This is a genomic window from Agrobacterium vaccinii (genome assembly GCF_021310995.1).
In the GTDB taxonomy this organism is placed as follows: Bacteria; Pseudomonadota; Alphaproteobacteria; order Rhizobiales; family Rhizobiaceae; genus Agrobacterium; species Agrobacterium vaccinii.
Window position 1 is genome coordinate 1,137,120 of record NZ_CP054151.1, and the last position, 25,509, is coordinate 1,162,628.

Below are 25,509 nucleotides of genomic sequence, written 5' to 3' on the forward strand. Positions count from 1 at the left end.
ATCGCGTTGGCGAGGAATGGTGTCACGATGAAGACGTGCGGCCATGCACCTTTGGGTTCAGTTTCACCTAGCGACCGCGAAAGGCCGCTTATGCAACGAGGCGATGCTCCGGCCCACTATGGCACTAGATAACACCCTTGCCGAAAATGAAACATCCGTAGGGTCCTGGATCGGATGTTCGCACAATCGAAAAAGATTTTTTGGCCGCCTCGTAAAACGCGAAACGCTCCAGCGCTTCAATCTGAACGTGTCGATTTTCGGAATGATTGACGACATTTTGCATGGCTGTGAAAATCCGGGCCTGGCCGTCGGGATCGCCCACAACCTGCATGCGTTTTACCGGAGCATCGACAAAGGTGTCGAGAGGAAACAGTTTCAGAATGGCCTCGGCGGCACGTTCCAGGCCGCATCCAGAAAGATTGATGAGCTTTCCATAGGTGGTATGATGGGCGATGGTTGCCGCGGGGTGGTTGATGTCGCACAGGACCAATTGGTCACCATGCCCCATCAGCATAAGCGCATGGAGAAGTTCCGCATTGATAACCGGATCGATCCCTTTGAGCACTGCCATCTCCTCCTCATGAACGCAGATTCCTGCTTCACAGAATATATGAATTTTGTAATGTCGGCAATCGCCGCGAGTAAGTTCCTCTCACTGAGAGTAAGTATTCGGTCCAAACTCAGCCGAAATACTGCGTAGATGTGCGATTATAGCGGCGAATTTCTGTGCGTTGAGAAATATTCGTCAACTTCTTAGTAACGCAATTTACAATACCGAAAATCTGTGTGAAGTTCTCGAAACGGATGACGTCCTCCCAAGGATAAGATGTTCGGCGGGTGCAGCGGTTGGCTGCGCCCGCTAACTGAAAAGGGAGGCGCAATGTCGCGAGGAGTGCGCGACGCCGTGGGAGGAGAAAAGCTTTTGGCATCGATGAATATCGTCAATGTCGGAAAGGCCTATGGCAGCCTGACGGTGATCCATGGCGTTTCCGTTGAAATACCCGACGGCGAATTCGTCGTTCTGGTGGGGCCATCCGGCTGCGGAAAATCGACGCTGCTGCGCATGGTCGCAGGGCTGGAGCCGATTACATTCGGCGATATCCAGATTGACGGGAAGTTGGTCAACGACCTGCCACCGAAAGACCGCGATATCGCGATGGTGTTCCAGAGCTATGCGCTTTACCCGCACAAGACGGTTGCCGAGAATATGGGCTTTGCTCTGAAAATGCGCGGCGAGACCAAGGCGGATATTGATGCAAGGGTGCGTAAAGCGGCCGAAATCCTTGACCTCGTTCCGTATCTGGCCCGCTATCCTCGCCAGCTTTCCGGTGGTCAGCGGCAACGTGTGGCGATGGGCCGGGCGATTGTTCGCGATCCTAAAGTCTTCCTGTTTGACGAACCGCTGTCCAATCTCGATGCGAAGCTGCGCGTGCAGATGCGCGCCGAAATCAAGGAATTGCAGCGACGTCTAGCAACGACCATGATCTATGTAACGCACGATCAGGTGGAGGCCATGACCATGGCTGACCGCATCGTCGTGCTGCGCGATGGCCGTGTCGAGCAGATCGGCTCGCCGCTGACGCTTTACGACAAACCCGCCAATACATTTGTTGCTGGCTTCATCGGCTCCCCATCGATGAACCTCATCAAGGGCCATATCCGCAGCGCCGCAGAACCGTATTTTGAGACGGATGAGGGCATCCGCCTGCCGCTTTCGCTCGCGCCTGCGGGTTCGGATGGCAAGTCTGCCTTTTACGGCATCAGGCCGGAGCATTTCACGCTCGGTGGCGCGGTTGACGCGCAAGTGACAGTCGTGGAATCGACCGGCTCTGAAACGCAGGTCTTTGCCAAAATCGGGCAGCAGAAGATCATCGGCGTGTTTCGTGACCGGGTGGAAGAACCGTCGGGCGGCACCATTGCAATGACACCGAATGCCGGACTGGTCCATCTGTTCGATGGCGAAAGCGGGCAGCGGCTGGAATGAATTCTACCTGACGCTTTGAGGAGATAGCGTCAGCAACCACAAAAGTGGCGTATCGATAACGGGAGGAAAACCACATGAAAGTCAGTGATTTCGAAAGAATGATGGCGATTGGGCTGAGCCGCCGCGCTATTCTGAAGACAAGCGCAAGCCTTGGTGCCGTGGCAGCGGCGGGCAGTATGCTCGGTCCGTTTGGTGCAGCTTATGCGCAGGATGCATCCTTGCGCACCCAGATTTTGCAGGTGCCGGGTGTCGGCAAGGGCTCACCAACGGACGCCGACTGGCAGAAGGTTGGTGAGATGTGTCTGGAGGCCACCAAGAAGAGCGTCAAACAGGGCGAGTTTGCCGGTGTTGAGCTGTCCTTCATGGGCCTCAACAACCAGAACCTCCACAACGTTCTGTTCCGAGGCTTCTTGAAGCCTTGGGAAGATTACACCGGTGCCAAGATCACCTGGATCGATCTGGCGCAAGCCGATTACAATCCGCGCCTCCAGCAAGCGATTGCCACCGGCACCGTCGATTTCGATCTTCTTGAAATGGGTGCGCCGTTCGAAGGCGATGTCTGCGGCAAAGGATTGGCGTCGGAAATGCCGGATTGGGTCAAGGCCCAGATCGACATGGATGATTACGTCGATTACCTCAAAGCGCCCGTCGGCACCTGGGATGGCAAGACCTACCGTGTGTCAGTCGATGGCGATTGCCACAACTTCAACTACCGTACAGATTACTTCGCTGATGCCGATCTGGCGAAAGCCTGGAAGGACGAGGGCCATGAGGGCGAGTGGGGCGTGCCGAAGACATGGCAGAAGGTGCAGGAAGTCACCAAATTCCTCAAGGGCAAGAAAATTGCCGGCACGGATGCCATCGGCTATCTCGACTCGCCGAAGGCCTGGGGCGGTTTCGGGTTCTACTTCCTCGGCAGCCGCGCAACGGCCTATGCCAAGCACCCCGACGACAAAGCCTGGTTGTTCGATACCGACACCATGAAGCCACGTATCAACAATCCTGCCTGGGTTCGTGCCATTCAGGACGTGATCGACGCCCTACCATCGGAAGCGGGCGACCAGCTGAATGCCGACCCCGGCACAGCGGCTTTCCAGCAGTTTCTGGCCGGCACCGGATCGATGGTCTCATGGTGGGGTGACGTGGGTGCTGCGGCGCGCACCAGCGATACATCGGTCATCGGAGATACCATCGGTTTCGATATCCTGCCTGGCTCTGACGATGTCTATAATGCCAAGACCGGCAAATGGGACAAGCTCGCCAGCGGCCCCAACTATGCGCCGAACATGGCCTATCTCGGCTGGGGCGTATATGTCATGGCACGTGTCGATAGCGACGAGAAAAAGAAAAAGGCGGCCTGGAGTGCGGCAGCCCATCTCGGTGGCAAGGATATTGCACTGTGGACTGCGGCCTATCCCTCCGGCTTCCAGTGCTATCGCAAGAGCCAGTTCGACATCAAGGAATGGGTCACGGCCGGATATGACGAGGCGTTCATCTCGAACTATCTCGCCTCCCAGTCCAATTCCTACAACCACCCCAACGCTGCCATCGAACCGCGCATACCGGGTATCTTTCAGTATTACAGCGTGGCCGAAGATGAGCTCGCGAAGGTCTTTGCCGGACAAGCTTCGGCACAGGAAGGGGCCGATGCCATCGCCGCTGCCTGGGAAAAGGTCACCGACCAGCTCGGTCGCGAAAAGCAGATCGCGCTCTATAAGGCGTCTCTCGGTGTTTGATGCCTGAAACCATCGTCTTAGGCGGCACATTATTGTGTCGCCTGAGCGACCGCTTGAATACGGCTTTCCAGCCCTGAGGTTTGCCCATGACGCATACGATCACGCCAGCTTTGCAGCCCGTCGGACAGGCTCCTGTTCAGGCAAACGCCGCCAAACGCGGCAAGCTTTTGCTGTTGGCCGCTACCGTCCTCATGTTCGTTGTGCTCGCTCTTCAGATATCCGATGCGGCAGGCTTGATCGCGTTGGGTTTCGTCAGCTGGCGACCGCTGCTGTTTGCCTACATCATTTGGGCGATTGCGCTTTGTGCAGCGCAAATCCTGATCCGCGGCGAGGCGGGACAGCGCGCGGCATTCGTTCTTCCGGCCGTTCTCTTCACCGTCGCCATGGTGGTGTTTCCCACTGTCTTCGGCCTCTATATTGCGTTCACGGACTGGAACCTCAGCGCCGCTGCCGGTCGCCGTTTCAACGGCGTGGATAATCTGCGGACCCTGTTTGCGGACCGTTATTTCTGGAACGCGCTGCTGAACATGGTCTATTATGTTCTGTCGGTGCTGGTGCAATATGCCATTGCCTTTGGACTGGCGCTGCTGCTCAACGCCGAAATCAAAGCGCGCAAATTCTTCCGCGTTGCTTTCCTGCTGCCGCTGATGCTCAGCCCGGTCGCCGTCAGTTGGATGATCGGCAAGTCGCTGATGGAGTACCGGTTCGGCCCGGCTGCCACGCTCGCGCGCAATCTCGGCTGGGATAATCCGGCGTTTTTCTCAACGCCATGGCTGGCGCGATCTTCGATCATCGCCATGGACGCCTGGGTGTCCATTCCCTTCATGATGATCCTGCTGCTCGCGGGCCTTCAGGCGTTGCCTTCCGAAATCAAGGAAGCGGCGAAGGTTGATGGCGCTTCCGGCTGGCAGAGTTTCAAAGAAATCACCTTTCCGCTGATGCTGCCCGTCAGCATCACCGTCATCATTTTGCGCATCATTTTCCAGCTAAAGCTAGCCGATATCGTCATCAACGTAACCGCCGGTGGACCGGGTGGGGCGACAGACACCGTCTCCAGCTTCATCTTCCGCGAATATCGTGACCGTTCCAATGTCGGTTACGGCACCATGCTCGCGGAATTCTATCTTGTCATCATCATCATTTTCGTCGCGCTCATCCTCAAAGGGGCGAGCCGGTGGATGCAACGCGACAACTAAGGGTGAAGCCCATGGCAACACACGTTGAGACATCCACGCCACGGCCAAGCCTGTGGTCCCGCCGCCCGCAGTTTATGACGAGCAGCCTGCTGATCTATGCTGCCTTGGTGTTCTGGGCTTTCGTTTCGCTGTTCCCGATTTACTGGACGATCACAACGTCGTTCAAGACGGCGGTGAACGTGACGCAGGGCCACCTCATTCCCTTCGTGGATTTCACGCCGGATTGGAAAGGCTGGCGCTCCCTGGGCCTGTCGCCCGATACGATCTTTGCCCAATCCACCGTGCGCGATGAATTCATTCGCCGGTTCATCAACAGCATCGTTGCCTCGGCTGGCGCGTCTTTCCTTGCCGTTGTTATCGGCTCGCTCGCCGCTTACGGCCTCAGCCGCTTCTCCTACAAGTTCCTCTGGATGAAGAACAAGGACATTTCCTTCTTCTTCCTGTCGCAGCTCATCCTGCCGCCGGTGGTGCTCGCCATGCCGTTTCTGGTTCTCTACAAGCACCTGATGTTGCTCGACACGCTGGTCGGCCTTATCCTCGTCTACACGCTGATGGTGCTGCCCATCGTCATCTGGATCATGCGTGATCAGTTTGACACGATCCCGGTTGAGCTGGAACAGGCAGCACTGGTGGATGGTTGCTCGATCTGGGGTGCGTTCATGCGCATCGTTTTGCCTATCGCCCTGCCGGGCATGGTCGCGGCTTTCATCCTGTCGGTTATTTTGTGCTGGAACGAATATTTCTTCGCAGCCCTGCTGACGAGCTCCAACGCTAAGACGCTGCCGGTGATGGTGGCCAGCCAGACCGGTTCGCAGGGCATCAACTGGTGGTCCATGGCGGCCATTGCTACTGCTGCGATCATGCCGCTGATCCTCGTCGGTATCTTCCTTGAGCGCTACATCGTGAAGGGTCTGACGGCCGGTGCTGTCAAATAAGCGAGGCTGAACGCCGCGACATCAATAGGCAAGGCTTGGAGTTTATCATGGGGTCTGGAGTTTCAATTCTCGGCATTTTCGTTGCCGATACCGCCTATCTCGCTCCGCGCATGCCAGCTGTGGGCGAAACCATTACCGGCAGCGGTTTTGCGGTTGGTCCCGGCGGAAAGGGCTCCAATCAGGCAGTTGCAGCGGCACGTGCGGGTGCAGACGTCACGTTCATTTCCAAGATTGGTCGCGATACCTTCGGCGATCTGGCGATTAAAACCTATGAACAGGCGGGCGTCACGACGAAGCTGACCATTCTTGATGACCAGCCCACCGGTGCCGCCTTCATTTATGTCAACGATACGACCGGTGATAACGCCATTATCGTTTATGCTGGAGCAGCTGGTACGATTGATCTTGATGACGTTGAAGCAGTGCGTGATACCATCGCGCAGTCGGCAGTGTTCGTCACGCAACTGGAACAGCCCGCACGTGCTGCGCATCGTGCGCTACAAATAGCCCGCAATGCCGGTGTCACGACCATTTTCAACCCAGCGCCTGCCGAAGCTTTTCCCACGGAAATCTATAGTCTCTGCGACTTCATCGTTCCCAACGAAACGGAGGCCGCAGCACTTGTGGGCTTCCCGCTCGACACGTTGGATGATGCCAAGCGCGCAGGGGACGTTTTGTTGTCCCGTGGTGTCGGCGTAGCGCTCATCACGCTTGGCGCGCGGGGCGTGTTGTTTCATGCAGCCGACCAATCCGTCCATGTGCCTGCTATGTCTCACGGCCCTGCCATCGATACCACCGGCGCCGGAGACGCCTTCGTGGGCGGTTTCGCAGCAGCCCTTTCACGAGGGGTAGCCCCGCTTGAGGCTGTTCGATTCGGATGCGCCACGGCTGGTATCGCCGTGACACGGCGTGGCACTGCGCCTGCCATGCCGACGCTTGCGGAAATCGAGGCATTACTGGCGCGCTGAAGTCATCAGCTCGCCGTCAGATTACGGGTGCAGTCTCTGCCCCCTTCGCGCCTGCCCATGACTGCTTGCAGCAGCCACCGCCGCGGGTTTTTTGGCGTTCTCAGACTGCCAAATAAGGTCAGAAAACGGCGTCGCGAAAACGATTTGATGCAATGCACAACATATATAGCTTTACAAAATAAAATTAATTTGTGAAGTTGCCGTAACAACGATTGAAGTGAGCCATTGCCGTGACCCAATTGAAATTTGCCACCCGTTTGAACTCGTTCGCCTCGAAACCGTCAGCGGAATGGCCGGAGCTTTCCGGCAAGCCTTCGATGCTGCAAATGGCAACGCGGGCCGCGAAGGTCGAAGGTCTGACGGATCTCGATCTCAATTATCCTGACCACGTCAACGACGATCCCGCTGTTCTGGCTCGTCAAATTGGCGATCTTGGTTTGGCGATCAACGGTTTTGCCATGCGCTACTATACCAATCCGGGCTTCAAGATCGGTGCTTTCACCAATCCTGATGCGGCTGTGCGGCGTGAAGCGATTGATCTGACGAAAAAGGGTATCGATGCCGCACGTGCCGCTGGCAGCAATCTGATGACGCTGTGGCTGGGGCAGGATGGCTTCGACTACGCCTTCCAGGCCGATTACCACACACTGTGGCAACACGAGATTGATGGAATTCGTGAAGTTTGCGCGCATGACCCGGATTGTCTCGTCAGCATCGAATACAAGCCGAACGAGCCCCGATCTTACAGCCTGATGCCCGATTGCGCGACGACGCTTCTGGCGATCAAGGATGTGGATATGCCTAATCTCGGCGTCACGCTGGACTTTGCCCACGTTCTCTACGCCGATGAGCAGCCTGCTTTCGCAGCCGCCCTGATTGCCCGCTACAGCCGCGTTCTCGGCGTCCACCTCAATGATGGTTACGCCAAGCGCGATGATGGCCTGATGGTCGGCGCGGTCCATACACAGCAGACGATTGAGCTTCTGCGCCAGATCCGTAAAGACGGCTATGACGGCGCGATCTATTTCGACACCTTCCCTGACATGACGGGCCTCGACCCGGTTCACGAATGTGAAGTGAACATTCAGACCGTCAAGCGCATGCTGAAAATCGTCGATCGGATCGAGCAGGACAATCGCCTGTCCGGCGCTGTCGAACGTCAAGACGCCGTGTCTGCACAGGCGGTCATTCAGGAGCTGATGCTCGGCTGATTTGCCCAAACAATCTCAAACCCTCGTAACCAAGGGCACGCAGCAAGCGTGCCGACATATTCCATCCGGGAGGAAACCGATGAAGACCTTTTTGAAGACGACCCTTGCTGCCGGGCTTGCCGCCAGCTTCCTGTTCAGCGCAGCTTTCGCGCAGGAACTCGCGCCGCTCAACTCCGACACCGAAAAGGACCGCATGGACTGGTCGCAGCTTGAAGCCAAGCTTGGCCCGTTCCCGAAACTGCCTGAGGGCACGAAGGCCGGTGCTGTCTCCAAGACGCTGACAAACGAATACTGGCGTTCCCTCGGTCTCGGATATGAAGCGTTCGGCAAGAAGGTCACCGTTCCCGTTGCCTATCAGGCCGCCCAGAGCGAAGGTGACCAGTTGGGCCAGCTTACCATTGCCGAAGGCATGATCACGCAGGGCTACAACGTTCTGCTCGTGTCTCCGCAGACGGATGCCAACTTGCAGCCGGTGATCGAGCAGGCCAAGGCCGCCAATATTCCTGTCGTGAACGTCAATGATGCGGTCATCCCGCAGGCCGAACATTATGTCGGTAACGTCCAGCGGGACAATGGCGTGCGTGTAGCCAAGTGGTTCATCCAGAACCGTCCTGAAGGTGGCAAGGTGGCCATCGTTGAAGGACAGGCCGGTGTTTATGCCGCTGTCCAGCGCACTGATGGCTTCAAGTCCACCATCAGCGAAGGTGGCAAGTTCCAGGTCGTCGCCAGCGTTCCCGGCAATTGGGATCGCCAGACCTCCTATGATGCTGCGACCAACATTCTCAACCAGCATCCAGATTTGATTGGTTTCTACGCCAATAATGACGGCATGGCGCTGGGCATTGTCGAAGCGGTCAAGGCTGCCGGTCTTGCAGGCAAGGTCGCAGTCTTCGGCACGGATGGCATTTCCGATGCCTATGCATCGATCAAGGCTGGCGAACTCACCGGCACCGTAGACAGCTTCCCGGTTCTGACGGGCGAAGTCGCACTGGAAACCGCGTTGCGTCTCGTTGCCGGTCAGAAGTTGCCACGCGTGGTTGCCACGCCACAGGCGCTGATCACCGCTGACAATCTCAGCCGCTACCAGGGCGAGGGCGTCGATGTGCGCGCCGTGCTGATGGAAGATGCCAAGACGGCCAAGTAATGAGCGCTCAGGGGAGGCGGGTTTCGCCCGCATCCCCATCAGCCTGAGAGGTGGAATGATGACGCCGCGACTGAGATTTGAGACGATTTCCAAGAGTTTTCCCGGCGTCAACGCGCTGACGGATGTCTCCTTCGACGTGGCTCCCGGTGAAATCCACGGACTCCTCGGGGAAAACGGCGCCGGTAAGTCAACGCTTCTGCGCATTCTATCCGGCGTTTTTCGACCGACATCCGGCACCGTCTTCGTGGATGGTGAGGCTGTCGCCTTCAGGAAGCCGATGGACGCGCGTGCAGCCGGTATCGCGATGATCCATCAGGAACTTCAGCAAGTGCCGCATTTGAGCGTCGCCCAGAATATGTTTCTTGGCCATTCGCTGACGCATATGGGCGGCATGTTCGTCTCCCGCCGCGAGCAGGAAGCACGCGCCGCCGAAGCACTTTCCAAGATCGACAAGAGCATCGACCCATCGGCACCGATATCGTCGCTCAAGGTCGCGCAGCGCCAGATCGTTGAAATCGGTCGCGCGCTTCTCGACAAGGCGAAGGTCATCGCCATGGACGAGCCCACATCGAGCCTGACGCCCAGCGAGTTCGATCGACTGGCCGAAGTCATTGCCAGCCTGTCGGCAAGTGGCGTGTCCATTATCTACGTGTCGCACAAGATGGATGAGGTGTTCCGCATCTGCCAGCGCTCCAGCATCATGCGCGACGGTAAGTTGGTAGACATCGTTGATCTCTCCAAGGTCTCGGAAACCGACGTAATCGCCAAGATGGTCGGTCGTGAATTGATGCAGGAAGAGCATAATTCCTTCGTTACCGATACCGTGAAACTCGAAGCCAGAAACCTGTCTTCGGCCACCAGAATTCGCGATGTGTCCTTTACCCTGCACAAGGGCGAAGTGCTCGGCATCGCAGGGCTCGTCGGCTCTGGCCGCACCGAACTTCTTCGCTTGCTGGCGGGCGTAGACAGGCTGAGCGCCGGGTCTATTGCCATCGATGGCAAGGAGCAGAGCTTCGCCAATCCGCGTGACGCCATTGCTGCAGGTATCGGGCTAGTGCCGGAAGAGCGCAAGCGTGAGGGCATCATCCCCTTGCGCCCCGTCGCCACCAACATGGCTTTGGCCTCCCTTGGCAGCTTTTCATCCGGCGGCATGATCAACAACTCAAAGCTACGCGCCACCGCTCAGGATTTGTTGAAACGCGTCAATCTGCGGCCCTTCCAGCTGGATCGCCCGATCCGCCTGTTCAGTGGTGGCAACCAGCAGAAAGCGATCATCGCGCGCTGGCTGGCGGCCAAATCGCAAATTCTGCTGTTCGATGAGCCAACCCGAGGCATCGATGTGGGAGCCAAGTCGGAAATCTATCACCTGATCGAAGACCTCGCCCGCGAGGGCCATTCCATCATCGTCGTTTCTTCCGAACTGCCGGAAGTCATCCGCCTGTCGGACCGCGTGCTGGTCATGCGCGAAGGCCGGATTGCGGCGACCATAGACCGTGATCAACTGAGCGAAAGCGCGATTGTTGCGCATGCCATTCCAGGGGCGAATGCCGATGCGGATGACGCGCGCATTGCGCGACCCGTGTGAACCTACAGGACAACCCATGACCAGCACTTCCAACGCACCCGCCAAATCCGCCCCGGCCTTTCGCCGCTTCTCGTTTTCGCTGCGCGATGCGGGAACGCTGATCGGTCTCATCGTCATCATGGCCGTGTTTGCCGCATTGGTTCCGGGCTTCATTTCAGAGCGAAACCTCGTCAACATCCTCCAGCAGTCCAGCATCAATGCGTGCTTGGCGCTTGGCATGACACTCGTCATCATATCGGGCGGCATCGATCTGTCGGTTGGCCCGACGGCTGCGATCTCTGCCGTCGTCACCGCCAGCCTGCTCGTCGCTGGCACACCCATCCCGCTCGCCATCCTCGCGGGTCTCGGAGTCGGCGTTCTCTGCGGCCTTATCAATGGCGCGCTCGTTGCCTATGTCGGCCTGCAACCCTTTATCGTGACACTCGGCACGCTCAGCACCTACCGCGCCATTGCGCTGATCTACACGGGAGGCAATCCTGTTCTCGGTATTCCCGCTGGTTTCCGTTCTCTCTTTAATGGCAATCTCTTCGGCATTCCGACGCCTGTCCTGATCGTCGCCGCCGTTGCTATCGCCGCCTGGATACTCCTCAAGAAGACGCCGATTGGCGAATATCTGATGGCGGTCGGCGGCAATGAAGAAGCTGCCTATGTTGCAGGCGTTCCCATCGCCCGCACCAAGATCACCGCCTATGTCATTTCAGGCGGTCTGGCTGCACTCGCTTCGCTCATCCTGATCGGTCGCCTTGGTGCAGCCGAACCGATCCTCGGCAACCTATGGGAACTCGACGCCATCGCGGCGGCAGCCATCGGCGGCGCGTCTTTGATGGGCGGCAAGGGCAGTATTCTCGGGACAATTCTCGGCGCCATCATCTTGGGTGCAATGCGCAATGGTTTGACGTTGATGAATGTTCAGGCCTTCTATCAACTGCTCGCCACTGGCCTTATAATCCTCGTCGCCATGATGATTGATCGTGCGACAAGGGGAAGAGAATGAACTCGGAGAGCTTCGACACAAAGGCCGTCGGCCCGCGCATTCGCATGATGATGCCCTTGCTTACGCCTCTCGAAGCAAAGGTCGTGGATACCGTGTTCGCCATGCGGGATTTCAGCGACGAGACGTCGCTGAAACAGATCGCAGACGATGCGGGTGTGTCCGAGGCCATGGTGGTCAAGATCACCAAGAAGCTCGGCTTTTCCGGCTACCGCGATTTCCGCACAGCCGTCAGCCAGTATAATCGACAGCCGACAGCGGAAATGCATCAGGAACTCTCGGTCGATGATACGTCGCTGGAAATCGTCCAGAAGGTTTTCCGAACATCTATCAACGCCCTGGAAGAAACGCTCTCCATTTTGGATATGGTCGCCTTCGACAAGGCCGCAGACCTCATTCATGGCGCGAAGCATCGGGATTTCTATGGGGTGGGCGGTTCGGCGCAGATCGCGCGAGACGTTGCCCATAAATTCCTGCGTATCGGCGTGCGTGCCAGCGTATTTGACGATGTGCACATGATGCTGATGTCGGCAGCTTTGTTGTCCGAAGGCGATATTGCCATCGGCTTTTCCCATTCTGGCAACACCACCGCGATTATCGAAGCGCTTCAACTCGCCAAGCGCAATGGCGCACAGACGATTGCGGTCACCAACTATAATTCTTCTGCTCTGGCGCAGGCTGCAGATGTGGTTCTTTGTTCCACGGCACAAGGGTCTCCCCTCATGGGTGAGAATGCTGCTGCGCGCATCGCGCAACTCAACATTCTCGACGCCGTCTTCATGGCTGTCGCGCAGCGCGACTATCAATCGGCTGAAACCAATCTTGACCGGACCATGTCTGCTGTCAAATCCAAGCGGAAAGATAAACCTTCATGACACCCTCGCCTCTCGTCACCGTTTTCGGCAGTCTGCATTATGATATTGCCGTCATGGGGCCATCACGGCCACGCAAGGGCGAGACGGTCACCGGCACGTCATGGCATCCAAAGAGCGGTGGCAAGGGCGGCAATCAGGCGGTTTCGGCAGCGCGCACCGGAGTGGCGACGTCGATGATCGGAGCCGTCGCAGATGATGATTTCGGGCGGTTTTTGCTTGCCAATCTGGAACGCAAGGGCGTCGATGATACGTTCGTCCGTCGCGACGCATCACAATCCACCGGCATGAGCGTCGCCATATTTGATAATGAGGGCGACTACGGTGCCGTTATCGTATCGGGCAGCAATCTGAGCCTCGGTGAAGCCGACGTGAGCGCCGCTCAGGAACTGTTGTCGAAGACAACACTGCTTGTCCTCCAAAACGAGATTCCCGATGCCGCGAACGTCGTTGGCGCGAAAGCCGTCAAGCAGGCCGGTGGCCGCGTCCTGATCAATGCCGCACCAGCCAGAGCACTTTCCAGTGATCTCCGGCCGTTGATCGACATTCTCGTCGTCAACGCCATCGAAGCGGAAATGCTTGCAGGCGTTCCGGTCGTTGAGACACTCGCGGGCGCTTTGGAGGCTGCACGCAAACTGGTGCAAACCTTCCCACAGGTCGTCGTGACCGCTGGCGGTTCGGGCGTCGCTTACGCAGACCGCGATGGCGAAGAGATCGTCATCGAGGCAGTAAAGATAAAAGTTGAGAGCACCCATGGGGCAGGCGACGAGTTCATCGGCGTTCTGGCAGCGGAACTCGCGTCCGGTCGGTCAATGAATGAAGCGCTTCGAAAAGCCAATATGGAAGCGGCAAAACTGGTTGCCACACCTGAAGCGCAAAGACTTTGATGACCTGAGCCTTGGGGTATACTCCTACCAAACGACCCAAGAACTATCACGTCGTGACAGAACAAAGATGCGATTTCCATAATCGAAAGACCTGCATCTGCCGAAGATCGCGCCGCTCCCGTTCATTGTGAGGTGATCCGATCGGCGCGGCGCAGGCAGATATCCACGGAGAGGTTTGCCAGCCTGACAAGCTCTGTCAAAAGCCGCTGGCGGAAGCCAGTGTCTGCCTTGCCGCCTTCGCTCGCCCCGTCTTCAAGGTTGCTTCGATCTGCCTTGCCGCCGCGGTAAGTGCGGCCTGCGGCGACTTGATTCCCAGCAGCATCGTGAATCTCAACGCCCAGGATTTTTTCGATAGCGGTATATTGCGGCAGCCTCTGGACCGGCGCTGACCGAGACGTGGTTCCCATGACGACTTTCTGGATACTGCCGTGTGTCGCGCCATTGAGCCGGGTATTCTGTACCCGCACAACAGAGTTTTAATTCTGGGAGTTGATTTCTCCGATATTTACGAGCAGCTTGACACGCCAAACTGCCGCGCAGATCAGAGACAAGTGGCGGAATAGGTGGTCTTGGCATTGATCCGCACGCTGTAGTGCAAATTTAGGATCCGACGGTGCGTATTTTACTCGTTGAAGATGATAACATTCTCGGTTCGTCTCTCCAAAAAGCCCTAGAAAAACATGCCTATGGCGTGGACTGGTTTCGGGATGGTGTTTCCGGGCTCGAAGCTGCGGAAAATGCGGTTTTTGCAGCTGTGATCCTCGATATCAATTTGCCCGGTCTCAACGGGATAGGTGTCCTGAAAGGGTTGCGTCAGAAAGGCAACACGGTGCCGGTGCTGCTTTTGACGGCGCTCGATGCCGTACGGCAGAAAGTTGAGGGGTTGGATGAGGGGGCAGATGATTATCTGGTCAAACCCTTCGATCTGGACGAACTTCTTGCCCGGTTGCGCGCACTGATGAGAAGGCGGGAGGGGCGCACCGAAAGCGTGATCCGGTGCGGTGATCTGGAGGTAGATCCATCTGCGATGGTGATCCGCAAGGGTGGCACACAGCTGCATGCAACCGCCAAAGAGTTCCATCTGCTCAAACTGCTGATGGAGCGTGCAGGTCGTTATGTGACCAAGAATGACATTGAATACGCGCTCTACGACGCGTCCAGTCTGGTCGAGAGTAATGCGATTGAAGTCAATATCTACAATCTTCGAAAGAAGCTTGGGACGGACGTGATCAAGTCGATCCGTGGCGTGGGCTATATGATAGAGCGATGAAAAACTCGACACTTGCGCGCAAGCTCTTTCTCAGAATAGCACCCGTCGTTGCGGTGGCCATCGTCGTCATCGGTGTTTTCGCCTTCAACAGCGCGACGCGAGAAATCGACAATATCTATGATGCCCAGATGATCAACGACGCCAACGTCATGTGGGGGTTGCTGCGTCACAGGCTCGAGGACCCGGCGCGCCAAGGCTCACAAAAGATCGGCGATATCGATTTCAACATGGACAATCAGCTTGCCCTCAATGAGGACGCGGATGATTATGCCGACGCGCATATGGTCCGCGCCTGGGTGGGCGATCGCATTGCGGTCTACAGCAGCACGGCGTTTTTATCCGATGTGCCGCCTCGACCGGTCGGCTTCAGCGATTTTTCTTATAAGGGGGAAGCATGGCGCATCTATTCGCTTCGCATTCCAGACACGGCCATCGTTCTGGAGGTGGGCCAGAAGGATACCCTGAGGGCAACTCTGGTTGCCAATATTCTTCTCAATCTGTTTTTCCCGCTGCTCGTTATTCTGCCGATCATCGCCGCGCTGATCTGGTTGGGCATCAACAGCAGCCTCAGCACGATCCATGATCTGGTCCGCCAAATCCGCACGCGTTCTCCCGACGACCTCTCGGCCATTCCCACAGGGGCTCTCTCGCGAGACTTGCTGCCGTTGGGCCGCTCGATCAATCAGCTTCTCGTCAAGCTCGGGAATTCCCTGACACTCGAAAGGCGCTTTTCCGATCTGGCCGCTCATCAGTTGCGCACGCCGCAGGCCTCGGTGAAGCTGCTATTGCAGATGCTGCAAAATGCTGACGATGAAGCGGAGCGCCGCCAGCTCATTTCAGCTTTGGTGGAAAGCAATGACCGGGCGTCTCACCTCATCGAGCAGCTTTTGCGGCTCGCGCGGGTCAGCCATCATCCGCTGCGGGTGGAAAAAGTGCCGCTCTATCACATGACTGCGTCCGTACTGGCCGAATTCGGTACGCTCATTAACAGCCGCGATCTGGATGTTTCGCTGGAAGGCGAAGAAGACGTCGAGGTCGAGACCGATGGGGCCGCGGTGCGAACGATCATCGTCAACCTGATCGACAATGCGGTGAAATACTCCGTCGTCGGGGGACGGGTGGCGGTTGTCGTTGCGAGAGAAGACGATGCCTGCCGTCTTTCCGTCAGCGATTCTGGTCCCGGTATTCCGCCAGAAGAGCGATCGTCCGTGTTCCAGCGTTTCTACCGAGTCGAGACGCTTCAGACGGAGGGATCGGGCCTCGGCCTTGCTATCGTAGCCGATATTGCCGAACGGCTGTCGATCAAGATCGACATGGGTACGCCGGATTGGGGCACGGGATTGAAGGTCGATTTGCACATTCCTCAAAATGTTTGACGATTTCAGTTTCGCTTCATTTTGACCTAAGCTTCGGCTCATCAGCCCTTGTTATGACCTCTGCCAGACGACAGGCAGGAATTGGTTCATGCAAGTGTTTTGCGATTTTGACGGAACGATCTCGGTCGGCGATACGACGGATCAGGTTCTTACACGGTTCGCCCATCCGGAATGGGAATTCATCGAACAGCAATGGCTGCGTGGCCTCATCGGCTCGGCAGAATGCATGCGCAAACAGATCGCGCTTCTTCACGTCACGCCGCGTGATCTCGATGAGCTTCTCGATACGGTTGAGATCGATCCGGGTTTCCCCGCCTTCTTGTCCGCCTGCAAGGCATGGGATGTACCGGTCACCGTCGTCAGCGATGGTGTCGGCTATTTCATAGGCCGTATTCTGGCCCGCCACGACATCGCCGATTTGCCCATCATAGCCAACGTGCTGACCCAGCATAAGAGCGAAGACGGCGTCGCCTATTCCATCAGCCAGCCATTCGCTGAACGTAACTGCGGCACGGGCTCAGGCGTCTGCAAATGCGCGGTGGTCGAAGCCGTTGGCGGCACGATCTACATCGGTGACGGTCGCTCGGACTTCTGCGTCTCTGACAAGGCAGACATCATGTTTGCAAAAGACAAGCTTGCCGATCACTGCCGCCGGCAGGGCATCCCCTTTATTCCCTTCAACACCTTCACCGACCTTCTTCCCCGCATCACGTCGATCTTGTCCGACGGAGCACGGTCTTACCGTGCCCAGACGCAAACCCTGATCGCGTGAACCAGCCTGAAAGGCATTTTTATGCGTAGCAATGTCATACCCGTTTCAGCAGCAGCCGATTGGCCACACGAAAAGACCGAAGAGGAACTGCGTCTTCTGGAAGATACCTATTGTTCCCATGGCGATACGGTTCACTATTCTCCAAAGCCGAAGTTTTTCACCGAATGCAGCGGGTCCTATCTTTACGACGAAGGCGGCACGGCGTTTCTCGATCTTCAGATGTGGTACTCTGCCGTCAATTTCGGCTATCGCAATGAACGCCTGAACGCGACGGTTCACCGCCAGCTCGATCGTCTGCCGCAAGTGGCATCCCAGTATCTGCACCGCGAAAAGGTCGAACTTGCTACACTGATCGCGCAGGATGCCGAACAGAAGTTCGGCCACGAGGGGCGGGTGCATTTCAACGTTGGCGGCTCGCAGGCCATCGAGGATTCGCTGAAGCTCGTTCGCAATTACACTGGCGGCAAAAGCCTGATGTTTGCCTTCGAGGGTGGCTATCACGGCCGCACGCTCGGCGCGTCGGCCATCACCTCGAGCTATCGGTATCGCCGCCGTTACGGCCATTTCGGCGACCGCGCACAGTTCATCGAGTTTCCCTACCATTTTCGCGGGCCGAAGGGCATGTCGAAGGAAGAGTATGGTGAAATGTGCGTCGCCAAATTCGCCCGCTTGTTCGAAAGCGAATATAATGGCGTCTGGGATCCCAAGGTCGGCAAGAGCGAATACGCCGCGTTCTACATCGAGCCCATTCAGGGAACCGGCGGTTACGTCATTCCACCGATGAACTTCTTCACGGGTCTGAAGAAGGTTCTGGATGACCACGGAATTCTGATGGTGGTCGATGAAATCCAGATGGGTGTCTATCGCACCGGCAAACTCTGGTCGGTGGAGCATTTCGGTGTGTCGCCCGATGTTCTGGTATTCGGCAAGGCCATCACCAACGGGCTGAACCCTCTGTCTGGCGTATGGGCTAGAGAAGAGCTGATCAATCCAACGGTATTTCCTCCTGGTTCGACGCATTCTACCTTCGCCAGCAACCCGATGGGAACGGCTGTTGCGCTGGAAACCATGAAGATGCTGCAGGAGGAAGACTTCGGCGCGGCGATTATGGCCAAGGGTGCGTATTTCCTGGACGGCTTGAAGCAGTTGCAGCGTGCCCACGCCATCGTCGGCGAGGTGGATGGACTGGGTCTTGCTCTGCGTATGGAGATTTGCCAGGACGACAGTTACACGCCCGACAAGGCCACGATGGACTGGCTGTGTGACGAAGGCATGAAGGGCGACTTGCAGGTGGGTGCCAACACCTACGGCCTCGTTCTCGATGTCGGCGGCTACCACAAGAACGTCATCACCTTCGCACCGAACCTGTTGATCAGCTATGAGGAGATCGATCTTGCGCTCGCTCTGCTCGACCAATTGCTGATCCGCGCTGAACGGAGATAGGACCATGCAACTCCTTCTCCTTCATCTTGATGATGCGTTGGAGTTGCAGCCCGGTTTCGTGCGCGCCTGTGTTGCCGCAGGCGCGTCGCAACATGTCGACAAGGATGCGGGCAGGGATGTGCGGCTGTGGAGCAAGCAGCGTCAGCTCAGTGAACTCGCCCGCAGCCTTTCCAAGAACGGATGTGCTCTCAACGGGCAACCCCGGCTTTGCTTTATGGGGTCAGGCGATTTCCACCACATAACGGCTCTGCTGCTCGACGCCGCATTGGAAAAACATCCGACCCCCACGACGCTGATCCATTTCGACAATCATCCCGACTGGGTAAAATTTAAAGGCGGGTTGCACTGCGGCTCATGGGTCAACAGTGCGCTGGAAAATCGGAACATCGACAAGGTCATCACCATTGGCGTGTGCAGCGACGACTTGCGCAATCCCGAGCGCAAGGGTGCCAATCTCAAGTGGCTCGGACAGGGCAGGCTCGAGCTTTATCCCTATTCGCATCCTCCAAGCCGGGTATCATCAGACTATGGAAGCGGGCCGAGTTTTCGTCACGAGGCCGGTGCGCTTCACTGGCGCTCGATTTGCGGGATCGGCGAGGCGAATTTCTTCGAGGAAATCCTCGGTCGCATTCAGACGCCATCGGTCTATATCTCCATCGACAAGGATGTTCTGGCTGCCGATGACGCCGTCACCAATTGGGATCAGGGCGGTATGCGGCTGCCCTATCTCCTTTCCCTCATCAGCGAAATCGGCAGGCGTCATCGCATCATTGGGGCGGACGTCATCGGTGATTATTCCGCGCCTGCCTATTCGGGAATGCCCTGGACGCAGATTGCAAAGAAGGTCGAAAGCCTGATCGATCAGCCGCGTCTGCGTCAGGACAAATCGGCGATCGAGGATGTCAACAGCGCGTCAAACTATGCGCTCCTCGATATTCTGGCGGAGCACATGCAATGAACGGCAGCCTGACCCTCACCATGCTTGGCCTGATCTGTTTCTGCATCCTTGCGGAAACGGCGCGTGAAGTCTGCTTCAAATATGCTGCCAATGACAGCACCCTGGCCGCGACCTTGGTCAAGCCGGTCACATGGGCTGGCATCGTCTTCTGGGCGCTCGAATTGATGAGCTGGACTGCGGTTTTGCAGAGGGTGCCGCTTTCGATTGCCTTTCCCTTGATGGCGTTGAGTTACGCCGCAATCGTTGTGGCAGGGGCCATTTTTTTCAAAGAACACATCAACATCAATCACGCCTTGGGGGTGTTTCTCATCACCTCCGGCGTCGTCTGTGTGGGAGTTACAGGATTATGAAAATCTTCGCACATACCAAATGGGATGTCGCCCCGGTCATCGCAGCCGTTGCGCATCTGGCTTTCGACATCTACCTGATCGCCGGTTTTCACAGCCGACCGCTTTGGCTTTCCGGCGTTCTCGGTTGTCTCTACGCCATTTCTATTTCGTGGAATATCAACAGCATATCCCACAATTTCATCCACACGCCCTACTTCAGGACAAAGTTGATGAACTACGGGTTCAGCCTGCTGGAATCAGTCGCTATCGGGTTTTCCCAGACCTACTATCACTGGATCCACATGCGGCATCATTCTGGCAACAGCGACAGGCCGGATGAAAAAGGTGACACGGTTGATCTCCTGTCGATCTACCGCCACGGTCGCAACGGTGAGCCGGAAAATGTCTGGTCCTATACCTTCCTCAGCTTCTTTCGTGACGACATCGGAGACATCCACAGGGCCATCGCGAAGAACCGTCCGTTCGACGCCAAATGGGGACGTTTGGAGCTGGCGGTCTTCCTGGCCATGGTCGGTGCCGTCTTGCTTTACGACTGGAAAGCGGTGCTGTTTTTTGCCCCCTTCTATTATCTCGGCAACTGCCTCTCGTCGCTGAACGGATATTACGAACATCTGCACGGTGATCCCGATGTCCCGATTGCCTGGGGCGTGAGCAGTCACAAGCCGTTCTATAACTGGCTGTGGTTCGGCAATGGCTATCATGCAGAACACCATTACCGCCCGAAAACACACTGGACGAAACTCAGCACGCTGCACGAGCAGATCAGGGCCGAGCAGGAGAGAGCGGGCGTACACGTCATCAGCACCTGCCACGCATTGGGCTTCATGGCCAAGGAAAACCGTGAGATGGAGCTTCATCGTGACATCTGATGCGCTGAGTTTTTATCTGGAAGGAACCAATGGCAGAGGTGTGCTGCTGGTTCATGGCCTCACCGGTGCGCCATCGGAAATGCGGCTGGTCGCCCGGCAGCTCAATCGCAGGGGATATAGCGTTTATGCACCCCTTCTGGCCGGACACGGTTCCGACGTCGATGCCCTGCGCCGTTCGAGCTGGCAAAATTGGCTGGACAGTTTGATCGATGCGGCGGCGTTGCTGGCGGCCCGATCAGAAGAAGTCTTTGCGGCTGGCATCTGCGTCGGGGGCAAGCTTTCCATTTTGGCGGCGGATGCCCAACCTGACACCATCCGGGCGGCTGCGGTCTACTCGCCATGTTTCGGTTATGATGGCTGGAACGTGCCGTTCTATTACCCGCTTCTTTCCCATCACATCGACTGGCTCTCGCACGTCCCTTTTCTGGATCGGCTGAGTTTCAGCGAAACGCCTTCGATGGGTATCAAGGACCCGCGCATGCGCCGGATGATCGGAGGCATGGCAAGTGAAGGCATTCTCGAAAAGTTTCCCGGAAAGGGGCTGATCGAGATGCATCGGCTGGGCAAGGCGCTCAAACAAAGATTGCCCGATATTCATACGCCGACGCTGATCGTGCATTCGGTAGAAGACGATCTCAGTCATGCCCGGCATGCCCGCTACATCAACGATCACATCGGCGGATCGCATGAACTGCGATGGATCGAAGACAGCTATCACATGATCCATGTCGACCGGCACCATCGCCAGGTCGCGGATTTCACCGCCGATTTTTTTGAGGCTCATCATGCTGCATCTCGTTCATAGTCCCGTTGCCATGGGAACGGGAGACACGGTCGCCCACATCAGCAAGACGCTTCACGACATCGAGCCTGCAGCATGGAACATTTGCTTCCCAGCGCAGGTCGAGGATTACGACTGCCTGCTAGCGATAGAGGAGGCTGGCCTTGCAGGCTTCGAGTGGCGTTATGTCACGCTTTTCGAAAATGACATGGTCGTTGCCGCCATGCCCTTCTTCATTTGCCCTTACGCGCTGGATACCACGCTTGAGGAGGGACCTGTCCGACGGATTGTGCGACGGATGCGGCAATGGTCCCCACGGTTGCTGACAATGCGGCTTGCATGTCTCGGCTCGCCCTGCACCGAAAGCGCTACCATCGGTTTTCACCCCGATATCGCCGCCAGCCAGCGCCCGGCGCTGTTTCGCCGGTTGCTGAGTGCTTTCGAAGCCTATGCGACCAATGAAAAATGTACGCTAATGGGCGTGAAAGATGTACCAGAGACGGCGCCATTTGCGCTGGTCGATGTTCTCCGTGAACGCGGTTTCGCCACCATCGGCAGTCTGCCGACAGCCTCCCTCGACATCGATTTTACGACCATCGAAGACTATCTCGAATGCCTGTCGGCCAGCACGCGCAAGGATATGCGCCGCAAGCTAAAGTCGCTTGAAAAGGTGCGCATCGAAACGAGGACGGATTTTGCCGATTTGTTGCCGCAGGTCATGACGCTCTATCATGATACGCGCAACCGCAGCGAATGGCAGTTCGAGGAGCTGACGAAAGCCTATTTCTCCGGCATTCTGGTGCGGATGGAAGGCCGAGCCTTCTGCACGTTCTACTTTGTCGATGATACGCTGATTGCGGCCAATCTCCTGGTTCACGATGACGAGACGCTGATCGACAAGTTTTTCTGCATGGATGGAGAAAAGGGCCGTGCCTACAATCCCTATTTCCTCAGTTGGTTCACTAATCTACGCTATTGTCTCGACCATGATCTGACCCGGTATCAAAGCGGGCAGGCCTATTACGAAAACAAAATCCGGTTGGGCAGCACGCTGACGGCCAACAGCATGTTCTTTCGTCATCGCAACCCCATAGTACAGGCGCTTCTCAAGTTACTATCGCCACTTTTTTCCACCGATGAGGTGACGTGATGACCCCGATCCGTCTGTCGTGGCTGGCAGTGCCGGTGCTCAACACGCTGTTTCAGATTTTCATCAAACGCGGTGCCGAGGATATGGGCGAGACCGGCGGCATGTGGCATTGGTTGGCCGGTGCGCTCCAGTCTCACTGGGTCATCGCAGCCATCGCAGTCGAGATCATATGCTTTTTCCTCTGGATGAACATCCTCTCGGAACTCGATCTCAGCAAGGCATTTCCGCTGTCTGCCGTCAGCTACGTCATGGTCATCGCTAGCGGATGGCTGATTTTCGGCGAACCTGTCATGAGGCTTCAGGTCATCGGAAGCATCCTCATCCTGACGGGTGTCTGGTTGATTGCCATCGCCAGTAAGGGCGAAGACAAAACGCACGAGGTTACCGAAACGCGATGTCGCGCATCACTATGATCTGGACGCGCGTTTTTGCCGGATGTGGGAGTACTACCTGTCGACGGCGGAAGCCGCTTTTCGCTACGAGGATCTGGTCGTGTTCCAGATTCAGATCACCAAACGCAACGATATCGTCCCCGTCACGCGCGGTTATCTCTATTCTCGCTCAAAAAGCGATCTGGAAAGACCGATTGAGTGAAAAGCCGATAATGTTCTGGTCCGGTGAACCGAGAACGCTTGTGATCGGGCTCGATGCGGCATCATTCAAAAGCCGGTCGTATTTATAATAGACTTGCGCGCTCCAGGCGGGAGAAATGGTGTAGGTGGCTGCAACTGCCACACCAACGGACTTCAATCCACCGTCCGCATCGAAGGCATCGAGACGTCCATTTCTCGCGGACTCGTCCGGTGTAATGCTAAAGTTCGGATTCATATAGGCCGAATTTGCCAGTGAGGCACGGCTACCTAAGGAAAAGACAAGCTTGTCGTTGACGGGCAAAAACCAGTCAGCGGCCAGGTCTGCCACAAGGCCTTCACCGCCCCACAGTGCCTGGCGCGTTTCGACGCGTAGCCGCAATTTTTCCTCGACGGGCCAATATTGTATGAAGGCCCCCGCATCGATTGCCCAGTCTACCTCTTGCAGGCCAATCACGCGCCGGTCGTCCGAAATCGACCGGCCAGAGCGAAAGCCAGCAACGGGACCGAACTCCACACCTGAAAGCTCCAGCAGCGTATAATCAATGTTGTCGTCAGGCGCGCTATAGTCCGCTGCCTCGTCCATGCGCCTGATATCGAAGGATGGAATGAAACCTACCGAGTTTCGGCTGGCACCCGGATAAGATGGCCCATACTCCGTGGAACCACCGATCGTCACGATCCAATCAGTTGACACGTGCTGTGGGGCATCTTGCGCCGAGGCTTGATAGGTCGTCATCATCAAGACCAGAAAGAAACCAGTGCTTGAACAACAACCACGCCAGCGCGCTGAAGAACTCATATCACTCGCCCGTCCTTTTAGTATCACCTGTGAGCTTGTTCTTTTTCAGTTCTATCCACAAGGACATTATTGCGATGAGTCTCACTCCGTTGATTGCCACTAAGAACTAACCCCGAGCACAGGATAAGGAGTGCGGCGGCGCGCGTTAAAGCTGTGGTGCGAAAGTCGTGAAGCTTACCTGGTCTGCGCTTGCGTTGTCGGATAGCGGGCACAAACTTAGATTTGCCAAAGGCCCACTGCTGTCGTCCAGCAGCAGGCCTCCACTGTCAAAACCTTCGAGGGGTTCAAATCTTCTAAAGGTTGGCGAGCAGGTCGTTGATTCGCGATTCCATGTCGGCGAGTGCTGCATCGACATTTTTCTGGCCGATGATGGCTGCGTTCATTTCCTCGCCAATAATATCCTGAATCGCAAACTGGCGCTGCACCGTGGCAGGCAGCGGTGTGCCGAGTGTGGCGATGGAGGACACGGTATCTCGGTGAGGCAGGGCCTTGAACGCATCGCTTTCCAGGACAGCTTTTACCGATGGCAGGTGACCGGTGCGCGCCCACTCGAAGTCGTTATCGGCAAAGAACTTCAGGAATTTGCCGATGGCTGCGGTTTGCTCCTCGGTTCGGTCTTTCTGGGAAACGCCCCAGGCGTGGCCGTCGGCATATTGGGCTTTTTTGCCGGAAAAGAGCTGCGGATAAGGATACACCGCGTAGCCACCTTTGTTCAGTGCGGTACCCTTCGTTTGCGAAGATGCGTTGTAATCGCCAATCACCCATGTGCCGTTCAGCTGGACACCGCCTTCACCGGCCAGAAACGCGTTGATCGCGCCTGCATAATCCATGTCCTTGGTGGTGTCGTTGTTGTCGTAGAGCGCCTTATAGAGCTCAATGACCTTCTTTGCCTCGGGCGTTTGCAGCTTGACCTTGGTTGGATCGGCAAAGAAATCTGAACCCTGCTGGAAGAGATATGTGTAGAAGTTGCGGGCGAACAGCGCCTTTTCATTGGCGAGGTTCTGGATCATGTAAGGTTTGCCGGTCTTTTCCCTGAACTGTTTGGCCTGCGCCAGAAGCTCGTCTACGCTTGTCGGTAGCTTCGGGGTTCCATCGGCATTTACAAGGCCTGCTTGCTTGAAGAGATCCATGTTGATGTGAAACAGCATGGTCCAGTTGTCGATGGGTAGGCCATACATTTTGCCTTCTTTGGTCACCCCGCCGCGCGCTGCTTCGGTAAACAGGTCCGGCGTGATGCCATTTTTCGCCAACAGTTCGTCAACTGGCAGCAACAATCCCTTGGACTGGTAATCGGAGATCGCAGAGTGGTGGATCGACACGATATCCGGCGGATCGCCGGCCGCAAATTGTGCTGTCAGTTGGTCATATCCTGGCCATTCCACCGTCGTCACCGAAATATGGATGTCGGGATTGTCGGCATTGAATTTGTTGATGATCGACGTGATGATCCCGCATTCCCCAACCGCCTTGGTAACATCGGTATTGGTGCCGAAATCCGCATCGCAGGCACCAAAGAAGCGCTGCAAGGTCAGTTCCGCGGCAGCATATGCGGGGCTTGCCCCCATGAGTGCGACGACGGATGCCGCCGCCAAAAACGACCGTCTAAGTACCTGCATCATGATAGTCTCCTCCGTACATG

The 25,509-nt window shown here is 56.7% G+C and carries 25 protein-coding genes and 1 pseudogene; 22 read left to right on the forward strand and 4 right to left on the reverse strand.

What is annotated here, in order from left to right:
• Positions 1 to 124: 124 nt before the first annotated feature.
• Entirely contained in the window at positions 125 to 571 is a 447-nt protein-coding gene (locus HRR99_RS20380) for an RbsD/FucU family protein (RefSeq protein ID WP_233124649.1), read from the reverse strand.
• A gap of 351 nt (positions 572 to 922) precedes the next feature.
• On the opposite strand from HRR99_RS20380, the gene HRR99_RS20385 reads away from it, so the two are divergent.
• The 11 genes from HRR99_RS20385 to HRR99_RS20435 all read left to right on the forward strand — a co-directional run bounded on the left by HRR99_RS20385 (position 923) and on the right by HRR99_RS20435 (position 13,509).
• The gene (locus HRR99_RS20385) at positions 923 to 1,984 is read left to right on the forward strand and encodes an ABC transporter ATP-binding protein (protein WP_277877925.1); all 1,062 of its coding nucleotides are present in this window, start codon (positions 923 to 925) and stop codon (positions 1,982 to 1,984) included.
• A 74-nt stretch (positions 1,985 to 2,058) separates the two neighbouring features.
• On the forward strand, positions 2,059 to 3,720 hold the full coding sequence (locus HRR99_RS20390) for an ABC transporter substrate-binding protein (protein WP_233124650.1): 1,662 nt from the start codon (positions 2,059 to 2,061) through the stop codon (positions 3,718 to 3,720).
• Between the two features lie 86 nt (positions 3,721 to 3,806).
• Positions 3,807 to 4,916 (forward strand): carbohydrate ABC transporter permease, encoded by a 1,110-nt coding sequence (locus tag HRR99_RS20395; protein ID WP_233124651.1) that lies wholly within the window; start codon positions 3,807 to 3,809, stop codon positions 4,914 to 4,916.
• A 74-nt stretch (positions 4,917 to 4,990) separates the two neighbouring features.
• Complete coding sequence (locus HRR99_RS20400) at positions 4,991 to 5,851, forward strand: carbohydrate ABC transporter permease (RefSeq protein ID WP_412674278.1); 861 nt, start codon at positions 4,991 to 4,993, stop codon at positions 5,849 to 5,851.
• A gap of 47 nt (positions 5,852 to 5,898) precedes the next feature.
• Entirely contained in the window at positions 5,899 to 6,819 is a 921-nt protein-coding gene (gene rbsK / locus HRR99_RS20405) for a ribokinase (protein WP_233124653.1), read from the forward strand.
• Between the two features lie 239 nt (positions 6,820 to 7,058).
• Entirely contained in the window at positions 7,059 to 8,030 is a 972-nt protein-coding gene (locus HRR99_RS20410; RefSeq protein WP_233124988.1) for a sugar phosphate isomerase/epimerase family protein, read from the forward strand.
• A gap of 79 nt (positions 8,031 to 8,109) precedes the next feature.
• Entirely contained in the window at positions 8,110 to 9,174 is a 1,065-nt protein-coding gene (locus HRR99_RS20415; protein WP_233124654.1) for a sugar ABC transporter substrate-binding protein, read from the forward strand.
• A gap of 58 nt (positions 9,175 to 9,232) precedes the next feature.
• Positions 9,233 to 10,759 carry a sugar ABC transporter ATP-binding protein gene (locus HRR99_RS20420; RefSeq protein WP_233124989.1) on the forward strand — a complete coding sequence of 509 codons (1,527 nt, stop codon included), beginning with the start codon at positions 9,233 to 9,235 and terminating at the stop codon, positions 10,757 to 10,759.
• A gap of 16 nt (positions 10,760 to 10,775) precedes the next feature.
• Entirely contained in the window at positions 10,776 to 11,753 is a 978-nt protein-coding gene (locus HRR99_RS20425; RefSeq protein ID WP_233124655.1) for an ABC transporter permease, read from the forward strand.
• Positions 11,750 to 12,625 (forward strand): MurR/RpiR family transcriptional regulator, encoded by an 876-nt coding sequence (locus HRR99_RS20430; protein WP_233124656.1) that lies wholly within the window; start codon positions 11,750 to 11,752, stop codon positions 12,623 to 12,625. Before HRR99_RS20425 ends, HRR99_RS20430 begins: the two co-directional genes overlap by 4 nt.
• Positions 12,622 to 13,509: a ribokinase gene (locus HRR99_RS20435; protein WP_233124657.1), complete on the forward strand. Its 888-nt coding sequence runs from the start codon at positions 12,622 to 12,624 to the stop codon at positions 13,507 to 13,509. The genes HRR99_RS20430 and HRR99_RS20435 overlap by 4 nt, the downstream gene beginning before the upstream one ends.
• 122 nt (positions 13,510 to 13,631) lie before the next feature.
• Here the strand turns inward: HRR99_RS20435 and HRR99_RS20440 are convergent, their stop codons facing one another.
• Positions 13,632 to 13,916: a hypothetical protein gene (locus HRR99_RS20440; RefSeq protein ID WP_233124658.1), complete on the reverse strand. Its 285-nt coding sequence runs from the start codon at positions 13,914 to 13,916 to the stop codon at positions 13,632 to 13,634.
• 206 nt (positions 13,917 to 14,122) lie between these two features.
• On the opposite strand from HRR99_RS20440, the gene HRR99_RS20445 reads away from it, so the two are divergent.
• The 11 genes and pseudogenes from HRR99_RS20445 to HRR99_RS20495 all read left to right on the forward strand — a co-directional run.
• Complete coding sequence (locus HRR99_RS20445; RefSeq protein WP_173998943.1) at positions 14,123 to 14,779, forward strand: response regulator transcription factor; 657 nt, start codon at positions 14,123 to 14,125, stop codon at positions 14,777 to 14,779.
• Positions 14,776 to 16,155, forward strand: a complete 1,380-nt coding sequence (locus tag HRR99_RS20450) for a sensor histidine kinase (protein ID WP_233124659.1) — start codon at positions 14,776 to 14,778, stop codon at positions 16,153 to 16,155. Before HRR99_RS20445 ends, HRR99_RS20450 begins: the two co-directional genes overlap by 4 nt.
• An 88-nt stretch (positions 16,156 to 16,243) precedes the next feature.
• The gene (locus HRR99_RS20455; RefSeq protein WP_233124660.1) at positions 16,244 to 16,927 is read left to right on the forward strand and encodes an MtnX-like HAD-IB family phosphatase; all 684 of its coding nucleotides are present in this window, start codon (positions 16,244 to 16,246) and stop codon (positions 16,925 to 16,927) included.
• A gap of 21 nt (positions 16,928 to 16,948) precedes the next feature.
• Entirely contained in the window at positions 16,949 to 18,370 is a 1,422-nt protein-coding gene (locus HRR99_RS20460; protein ID WP_233124661.1) for an aspartate aminotransferase family protein, read from the forward strand.
• Between the two features lie 4 nt (positions 18,371 to 18,374).
• Positions 18,375 to 19,328, forward strand: coding sequence for an arginase family protein (locus HRR99_RS20465; RefSeq protein WP_233124662.1), 954 nt, complete (start codon positions 18,375 to 18,377; stop codon positions 19,326 to 19,328).
• Complete coding sequence (locus HRR99_RS20470; protein ID WP_233124663.1) at positions 19,325 to 19,678, forward strand: DMT family transporter; 354 nt, start codon at positions 19,325 to 19,327, stop codon at positions 19,676 to 19,678. The genes HRR99_RS20465 and HRR99_RS20470 overlap by 4 nt, the downstream gene beginning before the upstream one ends.
• Positions 19,675 to 20,547: a fatty acid desaturase family protein gene (locus tag HRR99_RS20475; protein WP_233124664.1), complete on the forward strand. Its 873-nt coding sequence runs from the start codon at positions 19,675 to 19,677 to the stop codon at positions 20,545 to 20,547. The genes HRR99_RS20470 and HRR99_RS20475 overlap by 4 nt, the downstream gene beginning before the upstream one ends.
• Complete coding sequence (locus HRR99_RS20480; RefSeq protein WP_233124665.1) at positions 20,537 to 21,352, forward strand: alpha/beta hydrolase; 816 nt, start codon at positions 20,537 to 20,539, stop codon at positions 21,350 to 21,352. The genes HRR99_RS20475 and HRR99_RS20480 overlap by 11 nt, the downstream gene beginning before the upstream one ends.
• Positions 21,333 to 22,478 (forward strand): GNAT family N-acetyltransferase, encoded by a 1,146-nt coding sequence (locus HRR99_RS20485; RefSeq protein ID WP_422387352.1) that lies wholly within the window; start codon positions 21,333 to 21,335, stop codon positions 22,476 to 22,478. Before HRR99_RS20480 ends, HRR99_RS20485 begins: the two co-directional genes overlap by 20 nt.
• Positions 22,478 to 22,891 carry an EamA family transporter gene (locus HRR99_RS20490; protein WP_233124666.1) on the forward strand — a complete coding sequence of 138 codons (414 nt, stop codon included), beginning with the start codon at positions 22,478 to 22,480 and terminating at the stop codon, positions 22,889 to 22,891. Before HRR99_RS20485 ends, HRR99_RS20490 begins: the two co-directional genes overlap by 1 nt.
• 4 nt (positions 22,892 to 22,895) lie before the next feature.
• A pseudogene (locus tag HRR99_RS20495) lies at positions 22,896 to 23,072 on the forward strand (SAM-dependent methyltransferase); the annotation flags it as partial.
• On the opposite strand, the gene HRR99_RS20500 reads toward HRR99_RS20495, so the two are convergent.
• Positions 23,040 to 23,765: a MipA/OmpV family protein gene (locus HRR99_RS20500; protein ID WP_233124667.1), complete on the reverse strand. Its 726-nt coding sequence runs from the start codon at positions 23,763 to 23,765 to the stop codon at positions 23,040 to 23,042. The pseudogene HRR99_RS20495 and the gene HRR99_RS20500 sit on opposite strands and share 33 nt — an antisense overlap.
• 398 nt (positions 23,766 to 24,163) lie before the next feature.
• Entirely contained in the window at positions 24,164 to 25,486 is a 1,323-nt protein-coding gene (locus HRR99_RS20505; protein WP_422387371.1) for an extracellular solute-binding protein, read from the reverse strand.
• Between the last annotated feature and the right edge of the window lie 23 nt (positions 25,487 to 25,509).